Raw genomic sequence first — 13,983 nt, 5'->3', positions numbered from 1 at the left:
GCCCAGGTGGCGATGGCGTCGCGTTCCTTCAGCAGGTCGTCCGAGGAGGTGGGTGCCTTGAAGAACGGCATCGTGACGCCGCCGTTGCCGGTGTCGGTGGGGGTGGTGACCTTGTCGACGTGTTCGCCGGTATGCATCGAGTCGTAGAGGCGTGCGGTCATCCGGATGGGGTTGCGGAACGCCGGATGCGTGGTGACGTCCTCGACACGCTCGCCGTGCAACCAGATTTCACGGTCGTCGCGTAGCGACTCGATGTACTCGTCACCGGTCATCGGGCGCGATGCGAAGTTGGTGGTGCGGTTGGCTTCGCAGTCTGCGGCCGGGTTGACCTTCGTCGGGTCGAGCGCGGTCTCGGGAGCGCTTTCGGTGGTGGTCATGGAATGTCCTTTCGGATTCGGCGGTCAGTTGACGGGCTGAAGATGGAATGGGGTGAAGGAGGTGGTGGAGTCGAACCAGCCGTTGTTCGGATCGTCCATCGATCCGTTCCAGGCGGCCGACGCGGACGGTGAGCCGAGGTCGTGGAAAGTGCTCCGGTAGAACAGCAGCGGGTCCTTGCCGCTGGATTCGGCCGCGACGATCTCACCGATGAAGATGATGTGATCGCCGCCGTCGTACTCGGCCCACGGCCGGCACGACAACGTGGCGGCGGCACCGCAGATGATGGGGGCGGTCGGCCCGTCGGCCCACACGGGTTCGGGGTTCTGCGGTCGCCCGGCGAAATGCATCGCGGTGTCCACCTGGTCGGCGGCGAGAATGTTGACGGCGAACGGCGCCTTGCTCAAGTAGTTGCAGGCCTTGGACTTTCGGGTCAGGGTGATCTGGCACAGTCTCGGCTCGATCGAGACAGCGGTGAAGGCGGTGACCGTCGCTCCGTGCGGCAGGCCCTCGGAGTTGGCGCACGTGATGACCGTGACTCCGCTGGCAAACTGCCCGAAAATGTTCCGGAGTTCGCGTTGCTCCATGGTCGGAGCCTCCCTTCCTGTCCGGGGCGCTGATGAGGTACGGACGAAAGTACGACCGTGGGAACGGCGCGTCGATCCGCCGAGCGCGGAGGTGATCCGCTTTGCGCGGTGACTTGGATCACGCCGAAAATTGCAATCGAAGGTGTCCGTAGTCACACTGGTGCCATGCAGCCCGCGTCCAAGCTGATTCGCCCCGAAGATTGGGACGAAGCGTCGCACGTGGTGTCGGACGTGTACTTCCCCCATCGGCTGACCCCGCTGAACAGGTCGAACGCGCGCAACACCGTCGCGGAGGCGGTGGAACTCGGGCCTGTGAAGATCACCCACATCGGCTGGGGCGCGGACGTGTCGATCCAGTCGGACCACCCCGGCGCGTATGCGATCAACGTGCCGCTGTCGGGGCATCTGGAATCGGTGACCGGCAAGCACGAGGTGTCGTCCGTGCCCGGGGCGGGAACGATATGCCCGCCCGACACGACGACGCTCATCACCGACTGGAGCAGGGACTGCTCCATCATCGGCGTGCGCGTCGACCGTGACTACCTGCACCGTGAGATGGCGCGGATCCTGGCGCGGCCGGGACTGCGACTGCCCCCGCAGTTGGATCTGACCAGCGAGAACGGTGCCAGCTGGCTGGCTCTCGTGCGGTCGCTGCTCGACCAGATGCTGCGGTCGGACGGCATCTACACGAACCCCCTCGTCGCCGAGCAACTGTCGGGGGCGGTCACCACGGCACTGGTCCTGGCAGCGATCCCGGACGACGAGACGGCCGGTGCCGGTACCCGGCCGCGCATCGTCAAGCGCGTCATCGACGAGATCCACGCCGATCCCGCACGGGCGTGGACGGCGGCCGAGATGGCCGAGATCGCGGGTGTCGGGGTCCGCCGCCTGCAGGAGGGATTCCAGGAGTACGTCGGGGTGAGCCCCCGCGACTACCTGCTGGACGTTCGGCTCGAACGTGTCCACGACGACCTGCTGCGCGCGGACGGTGCGTCGACGGTCGCCGAGGTCGCGATGCGCTGGGGTTTCACCCACACCGGCCGGTTCGCGGCGGCGTACCGCCGGAAGTACGGCGTGGCGCCCTCCGAAGCGCTCCGGGGCTGACGGTCCGGCGTCAGCTCACATAGGAGAAGATCGTCGCCATCCCGGCGGCAAGGTGATAGTCGTTGTGGCAGTGTGTGATCCACTGACCAGGGTTGGTCGTGTCGATGTCGGCGGCGACGGTCTGCCCGGGGAGCACGATCACGGTGTCCTTCCGCGGTCCGGAGCCGTCCGACCGGGCGACGGCGAACGTGTGCCCGTGCAGGTGCATGGGGTGGAACATCATCGTGGGGTTCGTGTAGACCAGCCGCACTCGCTGGTCCCGGTGGACGGTCAGCGGGGTGTGGTCGGGGTAGGCCTTACCGTTCACCGTCCACACGTACCGCATCATGTCGCCGCCGAGCGACGCCTCCAGGGTGACACCCGGGTCGACGACGGGCAACCGGACGGCGTCGGTGGCCCGCAGGCCGACCACGGTGAGCGGGGGAGGGCCCAGCTCACGGGGCGCCACGGCGGGGTCGGGGGCCGCGCCGCCGCCGGTGCGCACCACCGCGAATGCCCGCGCGCCCTTCCCCTCGGCGACCGCGACCAGCGGGAACACTCCGTCCCGAAGGGTGACGACGGCGTCGTACCGCTCGCCCATGCCGATCAGCACCGAGTCGGTGTCGACCGGTTCGACGGGGAAACCGTCCGTGTCCGTGACGGTCAGCCGGTGGCCACCCAACGCGACCCGGAACGCGGTGTCGTCGCCCGCGTTGATCAGCCGGATGCGGGCGCGCTGCCCCGGTCGTGCGGTGAAGAAGGTCGGATCGCCGGGTGGTTTCCCGTTCAGCAGGTACACCGGGTACCGGACGTCGCCGGAGTCACCGCCGAGCACGCGCGACGTCATCACGGGCATGGACGTCATCCGCCCACCGCGGAGTTCGTCGAAGACCTGCGACGGCGTGCGGTCGGTCAACCAGTCGGAGAGCACGACGACGAACTCGGCGTCGTAGTTCGCGGGAGCCCCGGGATCGTCGATGATCAGAGCCCCGTACAGCCCTCGGCCGCGCTGGAGATCGCCGTGCGTGTGGTACCAGTACGTGCCCGGGTCGGGCGGGATGAAGTCGTAGACGAACTCTGTGTCCGCCGGTATCGGAGCCTGCGTGACATCCGGGACCCCGTCCATGTCGTTGCGGATGGCCAGCCCGTGCCAGTGCACGGTGGCGGAATCCGGAAGCTGGTTGCGAAACCGCACCTGGACCCTGTCCCCGACTTTCGCCCGCAGGATCGGGCCCGGCAGTTGCGTGTTGTACAGCCACGCAGCAGTGCGCGTGCCTGCGATGTCGACGTCGGACTGTGTCGCGGAGAGCTCGTACGCGACCGGCCTCCCGCCGGGAAATCGCCGGGACTCGGCCTCGGCGAACGCGCGCACCTCAGGAGAGTCGGGTCCGATCGCGCCCTCGGCGTCGTCGCTGCGGGCGCAGGCCCCGCTGAGCCCGAGGAGTGCAGCTCCGGCTCCCCACTGCAGCACACGCCGCCGGGACAACTGCACGTCGAGTGGACGGTTCCCAGGCATCCCCCCGCTCCTTCCGCGGGTAGACCGTTTCCCGTGACGCTACTCGGGCGGATTACGCCAGGGCGCCGATTCGCGCCCGGTCGCGGAGGGCGATGAGTTCGCGGGCGTGCGCCTCCAGCTTGCGGTCCTCGTCGGACTGCGGCACCCACTGCTGCACTGCCGTTGCCGCGCCGTCCTCGTCGACGGCGGCGACGACGGTGAGGCAGTGGGTGGTGAGGTTCATTTCCCGGGTGCGCGGGTCGCCGGATCGCACGTGCACCGAGATGTGCATGGTCTGCGCGCCGGTGTGCAGCAGGCGGGCGTCGACCTCGACGACGTGACCGATCTGGATGGGGCGGTAGAAGCGCACCCCGCCGGCGTACACGGACACGCACGGCGTGCCGTTCCACGACGTGCCGCACAGGTAGGCGGCCTCGTCGATCCAGCGCATCACGGTTCCGCCGTGCGTCTTGCCGCCCCAGTTGACGTCGGTGGGCGCGGCGAGGAAGCGGGTGAGCGATTCCGGTGCGGTGCCCGCGTCGGTGTAGTTCTGCTTGCTCATCGCCTCTTCGATGTCGGCCCGCAGGCCGATCCGCATGACCGCCTCTTCGGACTCGGCGCGGTCGGTGGCGGTGACGGGCTGCCACGGCGGCACACTGGTCGGCTTACCGGAATCGTCGACGGCGACGAAGATGATCAGGCAGTTGCTGGCCTCGGTGAACTGTCCGGTGCGCGGGTCGGCCGAGGACACGGTGCACTGGATGTGCATGCTCGAGCGCCCGGTGTGGACGAGCCGGGCTTCGACCTCGACGAGGTGACCCGACTCGATGGACCGGGTGAACTTGATGTTTCCCACGTAGGCGGTGACGCAATAGCTCCCGCTCCAGCCGACCGCGCAGGCGTAGGCGGCCTTGTCGATCCATTCGAGGATCCGGCCCCCTTGGACGGCCCCTCCGAGCGTCGCCACCTCGGTGGGTGCGGCCAGGAAGCGGAGGGTGATGCTGCGGGGAGGCGTGGTCATCGATGTGATCCTCGGGAATTCGACGTGGCCGGCACGAGGGCGCGAACCGGGGACGGCGAAACGTCGTTGTCCGCCGGTGGCGGGGAAATTATCCCACAGATGCACCGGACCGACCCGTCCGCGATGTGAACGGACCGGAGGTTGACGAACTGTGTGACCACGCGCACACTCGACATCGACCGCACAGCGTTCTCAACGTACGCACAGCGTACGAGAGTGATCGGATCAGGTGATGACCTCGACGTCGACGACGACCGCACCTCACGTGGACCAGGCCTGCCTCGACCACGTCGACCGGGAGTTCTACCTCCCCGCGCAGCGAGTGCTGCCGTGGAGGGCGAACCTTGCGGCACTCCCCGGCGAACCGGGGACTCCGCTCCGCATCGCGGGGGTCGTGCGCTCACGCGCCGGCGAACCTTTGTCGGGGGCGGAACTCGAGATCTGGCACGCGGACGCCGACGGCTGCTACTCCGGGTACTCCGTCGAGATTTTGCGCAACAACCTGCGCGGCATCGTCGTCACATGCGCCGGGGGCCGCTTCGACATCTCGACCGTGCAGCCGGCGCCGTGCGAATTCTCGAGCGCCCGAGGCGAAGCCGATGTCGGTCACGTCAACGTCGTCGTGCATGCGCGTGGCTTCCGGCCGCTCGAGACGCGCCTGGTGCCGACACCCGGCGCATCGCGAGAAGTGGACGCGTCCGCCGTCGAGTCGCTCGTCGACGCCGGGGTCGGCGGAGAGGTCTCCTGCGACTTCGTGCTCGACCCGATCTGACCGACGTGATGCCGTCAGCCGGCGAAGCCCATGTCCGTGCTCAGGGCGGCCGCGGCGGCGAGGACGCACGGAACCGCCTGTTCCCGGAACTGTGCCGGAGTGTTCCGCGCGGACGACGTGGAGCACGCGACCACGCCGACCACTGTGCCGCCGGCATCGCGGACGGGGGCGGCCAGCGAGATCAGGCCCTTCTCCAGCTCCTCGGACGTCAGGGCGAACCCCTGCTCGCGGACCCTGGCGAGTTCCCGTTCGAATTCGGCTGCAGTGCCGATGGTTTCGGGCCCGAGTTTCTCGAACGTGGACTCGGCGACCACCCGCTCGACCACGTCGGCGGGAGCCCAGGCCAGGAGCGCCCGACCCATGGAGGTGGCGTACGCGGGGACGCGGGTGCCGACGGAGACGTTGATGCTCATGATCCGCCGGACGGGAACGCGCGCCGCGTAGACCACGTCGGCGCCGTCGAGCACGCCGAGCGACGCGGACTCCTGGGTCTTCTCGGCCACCTCCAGCAGCCGGGGCATCGCGGCCTCGATCAGTGCGTGCGACTCCGAGTAGTGCTGTCCGATGCTCAGTACGCGAGGGGTGAGCGACCATCGGCCTCCCGAGCCGGCGACGTACCCCAGCTTCTGCAGGGTGAGCAGGATCCGGCGGACGGCGGGGCGCGACAATCCCGCTTCTGTGGCGAGTTCGGCGAGCGTCGGGTTCGGACGCTGCGCGTCGAACGCGAGGAGCACTGCGAAGCCGCGCTCGATGCTCTGGATGTAATCGCGATCGCTCTCGGTCATTGCGGCCTCCACCAGCGATTCGTGTACGTATTCGGACTCGGGGTTGACATTTCAATGTGACTGCGCGCACAGTAGTGGTGTACGCACAGCGTGATGATAGTACGCAGAGCGTACAGAATGCAAGACCCTCGGTGCGTGAACACCCACCGCGTCGCCCAAAACTCGATATCAGCCCATTCCGCTCCCTCCCAGCCCAAGGAGAAACAGATGACCACCACCGAGAGCCCCACCGCCGCCGGATCCGGCTCCGCCGCCACCGACAAGTTCAGGGCCGAGCGCGTCACCGCCGACACCTCGCCGGAGCGGCTCGCGGCCATCGCCAAGGACGCACTCGGCGCACTCAACGACGTGATCCTGAAGCACGGCATCACCTACCCCGAGTACCGCGTGTTCAAGCAGTGGCTCATCGACGTGGGCGAGGGCGGCGAATGGCCGCTGTTCCTCGACGTGTTCATCGAGCACTCGGTCGAAGAAGTCCTCGCCCGCAGCCGCAAGGGCACCAAGGGCAGCATCGAGGGCCCGTACTACATCGAGAACTCGCCCGAGCTGCCGTCGAAGTGCACCCTGCCGATGCGGGAAGAGGACGAGAAGATCACCCCGCTCGTCTTCTCCGGCCAGGTCACCGATCTCGACGGCAACGGCCTCGCCGGCGCGAAGGTCGAACTGTGGCACGCCGACAACGACGGCTACTACTCGCAGTTCGCCCCGCACCTGCCCGAGTGGAACCTGCGCGGCACCATCATCGCCGACGGGGAGGGCCGCTACGAGATCACCACGATCCAGCCGGCGCCCTACCAGATCCCGACCGACGGCCCGACCGGTCAGTTCATCGAGGCGCAGAACGGTCACCCGTGGCGTCCCGCGCACCTGCACCTCATCGTGTCGGCGCCGGGCAAGGAGTCGGTGACCACGCAGCTGTACTTCAAGGGTGGCGAGTGGATCGACAGCGACGTCGCGTCGGCGACCAAGCCGGAACTCATCCTCGACCCGAAGACCGGTGACGACGGCAAGAACTACGTCACCTACAACTTCGTGCTCGACCCCGCGTGACCCGTTCCACCCGTAGAGAAAGTGATCCGATGACCGACCTGTCGATCGTCTCCGTCGAAACGACGATCCTCGATGTGCCGTTGGTGCGTCCCCACAAGTTCGCCACCACGTCGATGACGGCGCAGCCGCTGCTGCTCGTCGCCGTCACGACCGCGGGCGGCGTGACCGGCTACGGCGAGGGCGTCGTCCCCGGCGGCCCGTGGTGGGGCGGCGAATCGGTGGAGACGATGCAGGCGATCGTCGAGCGGTACATCGTCCCGGTGCTGCTGGGGCGTGGTGTCGACGAGATCACCGGCATCATGCCGGACATCGAACGAGTCGTCGCCAATGCACGTTTCGCGAAGGCCGCCGTCGACGTCGCGTTGCACGACGCCTGGGCCCGCAGCCTGGGTGTGCCCGTGCACACGCTGCTCGGCGGCGCCTTCCGAAAGAGTGTCGACGTCACGTGGGCCCTCGGCGCCGCACCCGCCGAGGAGATCATCGAAGAGGCCCTCGGTCTCGTCGAGTCGAAGCGGCACTTCAGTTTCAAACTGAAGATGGGTGCGCTCGATCCCGCTGTCGACACTGCCCGGGTGGTCCAGATCGCGCAGGCGCTGCAGGGCAAGGCCGGCGTCCGCATCGACGTCAACGCCCGCTGGGACAGGCTCACCGCGCTGAAGTACGTGCCCCGCCTCGTCGAAGGCGGCGTCGAACTGATCGAGCAGCCCACGCCCGGTGAGCAGCTCGAGGTCCTCGCGGAGCTCAACCGCCTCGTCCCCGTACCGGTGATGGCGGATGAGAGCGTGCAGACTCCGCACGACGCCCTCGAGGTCGCACGCCGCGGCGCCGCGGACGTCATCGCCCTCAAGACCACCAAATGCGGCGGCCTGCAGAAGAGCCGCGAGGTGGTCGCGATCGCCAAGGCGGCCGGAATCGCCTGCCACGGAGCCACGTCCATCGAAGGCCCGATCGGGACCGCGGCGTCCATCCACTTCGCGTGCGCGGAACCCGGCATCGACTTCGGCACCGAACTGTTCGGACCGCTGCTGTTCAGCGAGGAGTTGCTGCAGGAACCGATCCGCTACGGCGACGGCCAGGTGTTCCTGCCCGAGGGGCCAGGCCTCGGAGTCGAGCTCAACATGGACGCAGTCAAGACCTGGACCAGGAACTAAGGAGCACACCACCCGATGGCACTCTTTCACGTCCGCATGGACGTCGCCATTCCCCGTGACCTCGACCCGAAGGTGCGGGACGAGACCATCGCCAAGGAGAAGGCGTACTCGCAAGAGCTCCAACGCTCCGGCAAGTGGCCCCAGATCTGGCGGATCGTCGGGCAGTACAGCAACATCAGCATCTTCGACGTCGAGTCGGCCGACGAACTGCACGAGATCCTGTGGAACCTTCCACTGTTCCCGTACATGAACATCGAGATCATGCCGCTCACCAAGCACGGTTCCGACGTCAAGTAGGCCCTCCGGGCCCGTGCGTGGTCAGCGAGTCTCTGGACTCGTCAACCGCTCACGGGCGCGGAGCGCCTGCCAGCAGCTGGTCCACCGCGCGCACGCTGAGGACGTGGTCGAGTGCCATGGTGGCACTGCCGACGACTCCCGACAGTTCCCCGTGCGTCCAGGGGAGGATCTGAAGCTGTTGGGTGGCAACGGCGATGGCGTTGCCGTAGAGGGTTTCGCGTAGCCCCGCGACGAACGTGTCGTAGGCCTGCGCCATGTCGCCGCCGACGATCACGACCTCCGGGTTGAGGAGGTTGATCGCGCCCGACAGGACCTCGCCGATCTGCCGCCCGCTCTCACGGATCATCCGCCGGGCCTCGGCGTCCCCGGCCAGGGCGAGGGTGATGACGTCGCGAATGTGGGTGACTTCGCGTCCCTGCTCCTGCAGATTGCGGACCAGCGCCCACCCGCCGGCCACGGCCTCGATACAACCCACATCACCGCAGCGGCACACCACACCTTGTGCCGCTGCGGTTTTCGTGTGCCCGATTTCGCCCGCCGCGCCGAGGGCGCCACGCTGGAGCACACCACCGGACACGAGTCCGGCGCCCAGTCCGGTCGACGCCTTGATGAGCAGCATGTCGGCGAAGTCGCGGCGTTCTCCGCGCCGCTCCGCCAGCACCATGACGTTGGCGTCGTTGTCGACGAAGACGGGCGCGTCGGTGACGTCGGCGAGGAACGGCTGGAGGGGGACGCCGTCCCAGCCCGACATCATGGGGGAGTTCAGGCTGCACCCGCGTTCGGTGTCGACGGTTCCGGGGAGGCTGATCCCGATCCCGACCGTCCGTCCCGCGGTCTCGCCCAGACTCTCGCGCAGCGCGATGAGGCGTTGCGCGATGACGGGCATCAGCTCGGCCGGGCTGGTGCCGATCTCCTGCTCCACGTCCTCGGCGACGATGACGTCGCCGGCGAGGTCGCAGATGGCCAGCTGGGTGCGGCTCCGGCCGATGGCTGCCGACAGCACGACACCGGCCTGTACGTGAAACGAGAGCTTGACCGGCGGCCGACCGCCGGTGGAGACGCCCTCCTCGCGTTCGACGACGAGCCCCGAGGCCTGCAGCGAAGACACCCGGGCCGCGACAGCGGTGCGGGAGAGGCCGGTGAGGGTGCCGATCTCGGTACGCGTCGTTGCTTGCCCTGCGCGAATGAGGGCGAAGACGTCGCCACCCGTCGCCGGGGAGGTCGTCGAGCGAGGCGTCCGCATGAAGGCCATTCAACCAACCGGACACGCGTCTGACAACGTAAGCCCCGGATCTTTGTTCGCAGAAATACTTAAGTCTGTATTGATCAAAAGCCAAAGGTCGCCTACTGTCGTCTGTGACGGCCCACACATCCGGCTTTCAGAGGGAGATGACATGTCACCAGCGACCACCGTGGAACCGTGCGATTTCGTCGTGTTCGGCGGAACCGGCGACCTGGCGGTTCGTAAGCTGCTTCCCGCGCTCTACCTGCGCGATCGGGACGGCCAGCTGCCCGCCGAAACCCGCGTGATCGGTGCCTCACGAGCCGGTCTCGACACCGACGGCTACCGCGACAAGGTGCGAGGCGAACTCGCCCGGTTCGTGTCCGGCGATCAGCTGGATTCGGACACCTGTGAGCGATTTCTCAATCGCCTCGAATACGTCTCCGTCGACGCCGGGGACCCCGAGAACTGGGCGGGCCTGAGCGAGTGTCTCGCCGCCAGGGAAGGTTCGATTCGGGTCTTCTACCTGGCCTGCGCTCCCGGGCTGTTCGGGCCGATCTGTGAGAACCTCGCCCTGAACGGTCTCGCCGACGCGCAGTCCCGCGTCGTGCTGGAGAAGCCGATCGGACACGACCTCGCCTCGGCCCGCGCCGTCAACGACGCGGTCGGCGCCGTGTTCGAGGAATCGCAGATCTTCCGCATCGACCACTACCTCGGCAAGGAAAGCGTCCAGAACCTTCTGGTCACGCGATTCGCCAACACGTTCCTCGAGCCGCTGTGGAACTCCTCGTCCATCGACCACGTGCAGATCAACGTCGCCGAGTCGCTCGGAGTCGGCAGTCGCGGCGGCTACTACGAGTCGGCGGGTGCTCTGCGCGACATGCTGCAGAACCACCTCCTGCAGATGCTCTGCCTCGTCGCGATGGAACCGCCCACCTACGTCGACCGCGAGACCGTGCGAGACGAGAAGCTCAAGGTCCTTCAGGCCCTCAAGCCGATGAGCCCACAGGACGTCGAACGCTGCACCGTCGCAGGCCAGTACGGCCCCGGTCTGGCCGACGGGATCGCGGTCCCCGGATACCAGGAGGACGTCGAGAACCCGGAGAGCACTACCGAGACGTTCATCGCGGTCAAGGCCGAGATCCAGAACTGGCGTTGGGCCGGCGTGCCGTTCTACCTGCGCACCGGCAAGCGCATGGACCGGCGCTGCTCGGAGATCGTGGTGCAGTTCAAGCCCGTCCCGCACCCCATGTTCCCCGGCAGCGAGGGCCACAGCGAACCCAACCGCCTGGTGATCCAGTTGCAGCCCCACGAGGGCATGCGGCTGCACATGACGGCGAAGGAACCCGGCCCCGGCGGTATCCGGCTCAAGCCGGTGTCGTTGGACCTCAACTACATCGAAACGTTCAAGCGTCCGTCGCCCGACGCCTACGAGCGGCTGCTGATGGACGTGGTCCGGGGTAACCCGACCCTGTTCATGCGCCGCGACGAGGTCGAGGCCGCCTGGGAGTGGGTCGAGCAGATCCTCGTCGGCTGGGAGAAGTCCGAGCGCGCCCCGCGCCGCTACCCGGCCGGCACCAACGGGCCCACCGACGCGACCACCCTGATCGAGCGCGACGGCCGCGCCTGGCACGAAGGAGTCACCGCATGACCGACGCACCCACACCGACGGCCGACGTGCACCCCATCCTCGCCGCCGTCACCGAACGCATCATCGAGCGCAGCAAGCCCGAGCGCACGATCTACCTCGACCGAATCCGGGCGGCGGGGGACCGCGGCCCGGCGCGCGGCAAGCTGGCCTGCGCGAACCTCGCGCACGGCTTCGCCGCGTCCGGCCCGGCCGACAAGAAGGCGCTGCGCAGCTTCGTCAAGCCCAACATCGCGATCGTCTCGTCGTACAACGACATGCTGTCGGCGCACCAGCCGTTCGAGCACTTCCCGCGGCAGCTGAAGGCCGCGGTCATGGAGGCCGGTGGCATCGCCCAGTTCGCCGGCGGCGTCCCCGCGATGTGCGACGGCATCACCCAGGGCCGCGACGGCATGCAGCTGTCGCTGTTCAGCCGCGACGTCATCGCGATGGCGACGGCGATCGGACTGTCCCACGACATGTTCGACGGCGCCCTCATGCTCGGTGTGTGCGACAAGATCGTGCCGGGGATGCTCATCGGCGCCCTGGGTTTCGGTCACCTGCCGACGATCTTCGTGCCGGCCGGGCCGATGACGTCCGGTCTGCCCAACAACGAGAAGTCGCGCGTGCGGCAGTTGTACGCGGAGGGCAAGGCCGAACGCGAGGAACTGCTCGACGCGGAGGCGGCGAGTTACCACGGCGCGGGCACGTGCACGTTCTTCGGCACTGCCAACTCCAACCAGCTCCTCATGGAGGTCATGGGCCTGCACCTGCCCGGATCGAGCTTCGTGAACCCCGGTACCCCGCTGCGTGATGCCCTCACGTCGGAGGCGGGTAGGCGCGTCACCGGTCTCACCGCACTCGGCGACGACTACACGCCGGTCGGTGAGGTCGTGGACGAGAAGGCCGTGGTCAACGGTTGCGTGGCGTTGCTCGCCACCGGCGGTTCGACCAACCACACGATGCACCTCGTGGCGATCGCCCGCGCCGCCGGAATCATCCTCACGTGGGACGACCTGTCGGAACTGTCCGCGGTGGTGCCGCTGCTCGCCCGGATCTACCCCAACGGTTCGGCCGACGTGAACCACTTCCACGCGGCCGGCGGACTCGGCTACGTCGTGTCGTCGATGCTGGACGCGGGACTGCTCCACGAGGACGTGAAGACCGTCGTCGGCCCCGGGCTCCGCCGGTACACCGAGGAACCGAAGCTGTCGGGCGAGGGCGTCGAGTGGCAGCCGGGCACGCGAATCAGCCTCGACACCAGCGTGTTGCGCGGACCGGAAGATCCGTTCGACGTCAACGGCGGGCTCAAGATGCTCACCGGAAACCTCGGTTCGTGCGTGATGAAGACGTCGGCCGTCCACCCGGATCACCGCGTGGTGACCGCTCCGGCCAGGGTCTTCGACGATCAGCTCGACTTCCTCGCCGCGTTCGAGGCGGGCACGTTGACCGGCGATTTCGTGGCCGTGCTCCGGTACCAGGGCCCGCGCGCCAACGGAATGCCCGAATTGCACAAGCTCACACCGGTACTCGGCGTTCTGCAGGACCAGGGCCGGAAGGTCGCGCTGGTCACCGACGGCCGGATGTCCGGCGCCTCCGGGAAGGTTCCCGCCGCCATCCACCTCACCCCCGAGGCGGCCGCGGACGGACCGCTCGCGCGCGTGCGTGACGGCGACGTCCTGACCGTCGACGCCGTGACCGGCTCCGTGAACGTGCACCTCGACGACGAGGAACTGGCCGCCCGCCCGGCGACCGGTCGTGCGCTCGGTGCCGACGAATGGGTCGGCACGGGGCGCGAACTCTTCGCCGGCCTGCGTGCCGCTGTCGGACCGGCGACCCAGGGCGCCAGCGTTTTCCACCCCCAACCCGTCCAAGGAGTATTTCAGTGACGAACAGCCCCTCCCTCCTCGACCGCGTCCCGGTCATCCCCGTCGTCGTCGTGGACGACCTCGGCGACGCAGTGCCGGTGGCCCGCGCGCTGGTGGCCGGCGGCATCCCGATGATCGAACTGACCCTGCGCACGCCGTGTGCACTCGACGCCATCAAGGCGATCGCGAGCGAGGTGCCGGACATCTGCGTCGGCGCGGGCACGATCGTGGAACCGGTGCAGGCCGCGCAGGCGGCCGAAGCGGGAGCGCAGTTCCTGGTCTCGCCGGGTAGCACCGAAACTCTGCTGAAGGCGATGACGGATACCGGACTGCCGCACCTCCCGGGCGCGGCGACGGTCTCCGAGGTGCTCTTCCTGCTCGAGCACGGCTACCGCGAACTCAAGTTCTTCCCCGCCGAGGCGTCGGGTGGCGCGAAGTTCCTCGGCTCGATCCACTCACCCGTTCCGGCGGCACGGTTCTGCCCCACCGGCGGTATCTCGACGTCGAACGTCGGGGACTACCTGTCGCTGCCCAACGTCGGATGCGTCGGTGGATCCTGGCTCACGCCCGCCGACGCCGTGAAGCAGAAGGACTGGGACCGGATCAGCGGCCTCGCGCGTGAGGCGGCGGCACTCGCCCGGTAGAGCAAG

At 68.0% G+C, this 13,983-nt stretch carries 14 protein-coding genes; 8 read left to right on the top strand and 6 right to left on the bottom strand.

Annotated features, from left to right (window positions below):
• Positions 1–377, bottom strand: a 377-nt coding sequence (locus tag AZG88_RS49060; RefSeq protein ID WP_331712333.1) for a 4-hydroxyphenylacetate 3-hydroxylase N-terminal domain-containing protein, incomplete at its 3' end; no start/stop codon positions are given.
• A gap of 24 nt (positions 378–401) precedes the next feature.
• Positions 402–962 (bottom strand): flavin reductase family protein, encoded by a 561-nt coding sequence (locus AZG88_RS49055; RefSeq protein WP_037231006.1) that lies wholly within the window; start codon positions 960–962, stop codon positions 402–404.
• 165 nt (positions 963–1,127) lie between these two features.
• On the opposite strand from AZG88_RS49055, the gene AZG88_RS49050 reads away from it, so the two are divergent.
• Positions 1,128–2,066, top strand: coding sequence for an AraC family transcriptional regulator (locus AZG88_RS49050; protein WP_061041961.1), 939 nt, complete (start codon positions 1,128–1,130; stop codon positions 2,064–2,066).
• 10 nt (positions 2,067–2,076) lie between these two features.
• Here AZG88_RS49050 and AZG88_RS49045 read toward each other — a convergent pair whose 3' ends face one another.
• Positions 2,077–3,561, bottom strand: coding sequence for a multicopper oxidase family protein (locus AZG88_RS49045; protein ID WP_061701618.1), 1,485 nt, complete (start codon positions 3,559–3,561; stop codon positions 2,077–2,079).
• 52 nt (positions 3,562–3,613) lie between these two features.
• Positions 3,614–4,561 carry an acyl-CoA thioesterase gene (locus tag AZG88_RS49040; RefSeq protein WP_005573872.1) on the bottom strand — a complete coding sequence of 316 codons (948 nt, stop codon included), beginning with the start codon at positions 4,559–4,561 and terminating at the stop codon, positions 3,614–3,616.
• A gap of 232 nt (positions 4,562–4,793) precedes the next feature.
• On the opposite strand from AZG88_RS49040, the gene AZG88_RS49035 reads away from it, so the two are divergent.
• A complete protein-coding gene (locus AZG88_RS49035; protein ID WP_005251386.1) occupies positions 4,794–5,333 on the top strand; it encodes a dioxygenase family protein in 540 nt (179 codons plus the stop codon).
• Between the two features lie 14 nt (positions 5,334–5,347).
• On the opposite strand, the gene AZG88_RS49030 is transcribed toward AZG88_RS49035, so the two are convergent.
• A complete protein-coding gene (locus tag AZG88_RS49030; RefSeq protein WP_005251387.1) occupies positions 5,348–6,118 on the bottom strand; it encodes an IclR family transcriptional regulator domain-containing protein in 771 nt (256 codons plus the stop codon).
• Between the two features lie 207 nt (positions 6,119–6,325).
• Here AZG88_RS49030 and catA point away from each other — a divergent pair, with 207 nt between their 5' ends.
• The 3 genes from catA to catC are packed head-to-tail and all read left to right on the top strand — an operon-like array spanning position 6,326 to position 8,616.
• Positions 6,326–7,168, top strand: coding sequence for a catechol 1,2-dioxygenase (catA, locus tag AZG88_RS49025; RefSeq protein WP_061701617.1), 843 nt, complete (start codon positions 6,326–6,328; stop codon positions 7,166–7,168).
• A gap of 29 nt (positions 7,169–7,197) precedes the next feature.
• Positions 7,198–8,319: a muconate/chloromuconate family cycloisomerase gene (locus tag AZG88_RS49020; RefSeq protein WP_061701616.1), complete on the top strand. Its 1,122-nt coding sequence runs from the start codon at positions 7,198–7,200 to the stop codon at positions 8,317–8,319.
• 15 nt (positions 8,320–8,334) lie between these two features.
• Positions 8,335–8,616 (top strand): muconolactone Delta-isomerase, encoded by a 282-nt coding sequence (catC, locus tag AZG88_RS49015; RefSeq protein WP_005251393.1) that lies wholly within the window; start codon positions 8,335–8,337, stop codon positions 8,614–8,616.
• A gap of 49 nt (positions 8,617–8,665) precedes the next feature.
• On the opposite strand, the gene AZG88_RS49010 is transcribed toward catC, so the two are convergent.
• Positions 8,666–9,859 carry an ROK family transcriptional regulator gene (locus AZG88_RS49010; protein ID WP_005264060.1) on the bottom strand — a complete coding sequence of 398 codons (1,194 nt, stop codon included), beginning with the start codon at positions 9,857–9,859 and terminating at the stop codon, positions 8,666–8,668.
• 151 nt (positions 9,860–10,010) lie between these two features.
• Between AZG88_RS49010 and zwf the strand changes: the two genes are divergently transcribed.
• The 3 genes from zwf to eda are packed head-to-tail and all read left to right on the top strand — an operon-like array spanning position 10,011 to position 13,977.
• Entirely contained in the window at positions 10,011–11,489 is a 1,479-nt protein-coding gene (gene zwf, locus AZG88_RS49005; RefSeq protein WP_061701614.1) for a glucose-6-phosphate dehydrogenase, read from the top strand.
• Positions 11,486–13,354, top strand: coding sequence for a phosphogluconate dehydratase (gene edd, locus AZG88_RS49000; RefSeq protein ID WP_061701613.1), 1,869 nt, complete (start codon positions 11,486–11,488; stop codon positions 13,352–13,354). Before zwf ends, edd begins: the two co-directional genes overlap by 4 nt.
• Positions 13,351–13,977: a bifunctional 4-hydroxy-2-oxoglutarate aldolase/2-dehydro-3-deoxy-phosphogluconate aldolase gene (gene eda / locus AZG88_RS48995; protein WP_061701612.1), complete on the top strand. Its 627-nt coding sequence runs from the start codon at positions 13,351–13,353 to the stop codon at positions 13,975–13,977. Before edd ends, eda begins: the two co-directional genes overlap by 4 nt.
• Positions 13,978–13,983 lie beyond the last annotated feature (6 nt).

Origin of the sequence: Rhodococcus sp. LB1 (assembly GCF_001583455.1) — a bacterium.
GTDB lineage: Bacteria > Actinomycetota > Actinomycetes > Mycobacteriales > Mycobacteriaceae > Rhodococcus_F > Rhodococcus_F opacus.
This window is presented reverse-complemented; position numbering and strand designations above follow the sequence as displayed.

Excerpts from the sequence above, each read along its gene's own strand:
- AZG88_RS49055 (WP_037231006.1), bottom strand. The coding sequence starts at position 962 with ATGGAGCAACGCGAACTCCGGAACATTTTCGGGCAGTTTGCCAGCGGA.
- AZG88_RS49050 (WP_061041961.1), top strand. The coding sequence starts at position 1,128 with ATGCAGCCCGCGTCCAAGCTGATTCGCCCCGAAGATTGGGACGAAGCG.
- AZG88_RS49045 (WP_061701618.1), bottom strand. The coding sequence starts at position 3,561 with ATGCCTGGGAACCGTCCACTCGACGTGCAGTTGTCCCGGCGGCGTGTG.
- AZG88_RS49040 (WP_005573872.1), bottom strand. The coding sequence starts at position 4,561 with ATGACCACGCCTCCCCGCAGCATCACCCTCCGCTTCCTGGCCGCACCC.
- AZG88_RS49035 (WP_005251386.1), top strand. The coding sequence starts at position 4,794 with ATGACCTCGACGTCGACGACGACCGCACCTCACGTGGACCAGGCCTGC.
- AZG88_RS49030 (WP_005251387.1), bottom strand. The coding sequence starts at position 6,118 with ATGACCGAGAGCGATCGCGATTACATCCAGAGCATCGAGCGCGGCTTC.
- catA (WP_061701617.1), top strand. The coding sequence starts at position 6,326 with ATGACCACCACCGAGAGCCCCACCGCCGCCGGATCCGGCTCCGCCGCC.
- AZG88_RS49020 (WP_061701616.1), top strand. The coding sequence starts at position 7,198 with ATGACCGACCTGTCGATCGTCTCCGTCGAAACGACGATCCTCGATGTG.
- catC (WP_005251393.1), top strand. The coding sequence starts at position 8,335 with ATGGCACTCTTTCACGTCCGCATGGACGTCGCCATTCCCCGTGACCTC.
- AZG88_RS49010 (WP_005264060.1), bottom strand. The coding sequence starts at position 9,859 with ATGCGGACGCCTCGCTCGACGACCTCCCCGGCGACGGGTGGCGACGTC.
- zwf (WP_061701614.1), top strand. The coding sequence starts at position 10,011 with ATGTCACCAGCGACCACCGTGGAACCGTGCGATTTCGTCGTGTTCGGC.
- edd (WP_061701613.1), top strand. The coding sequence starts at position 11,486 with ATGACCGACGCACCCACACCGACGGCCGACGTGCACCCCATCCTCGCC.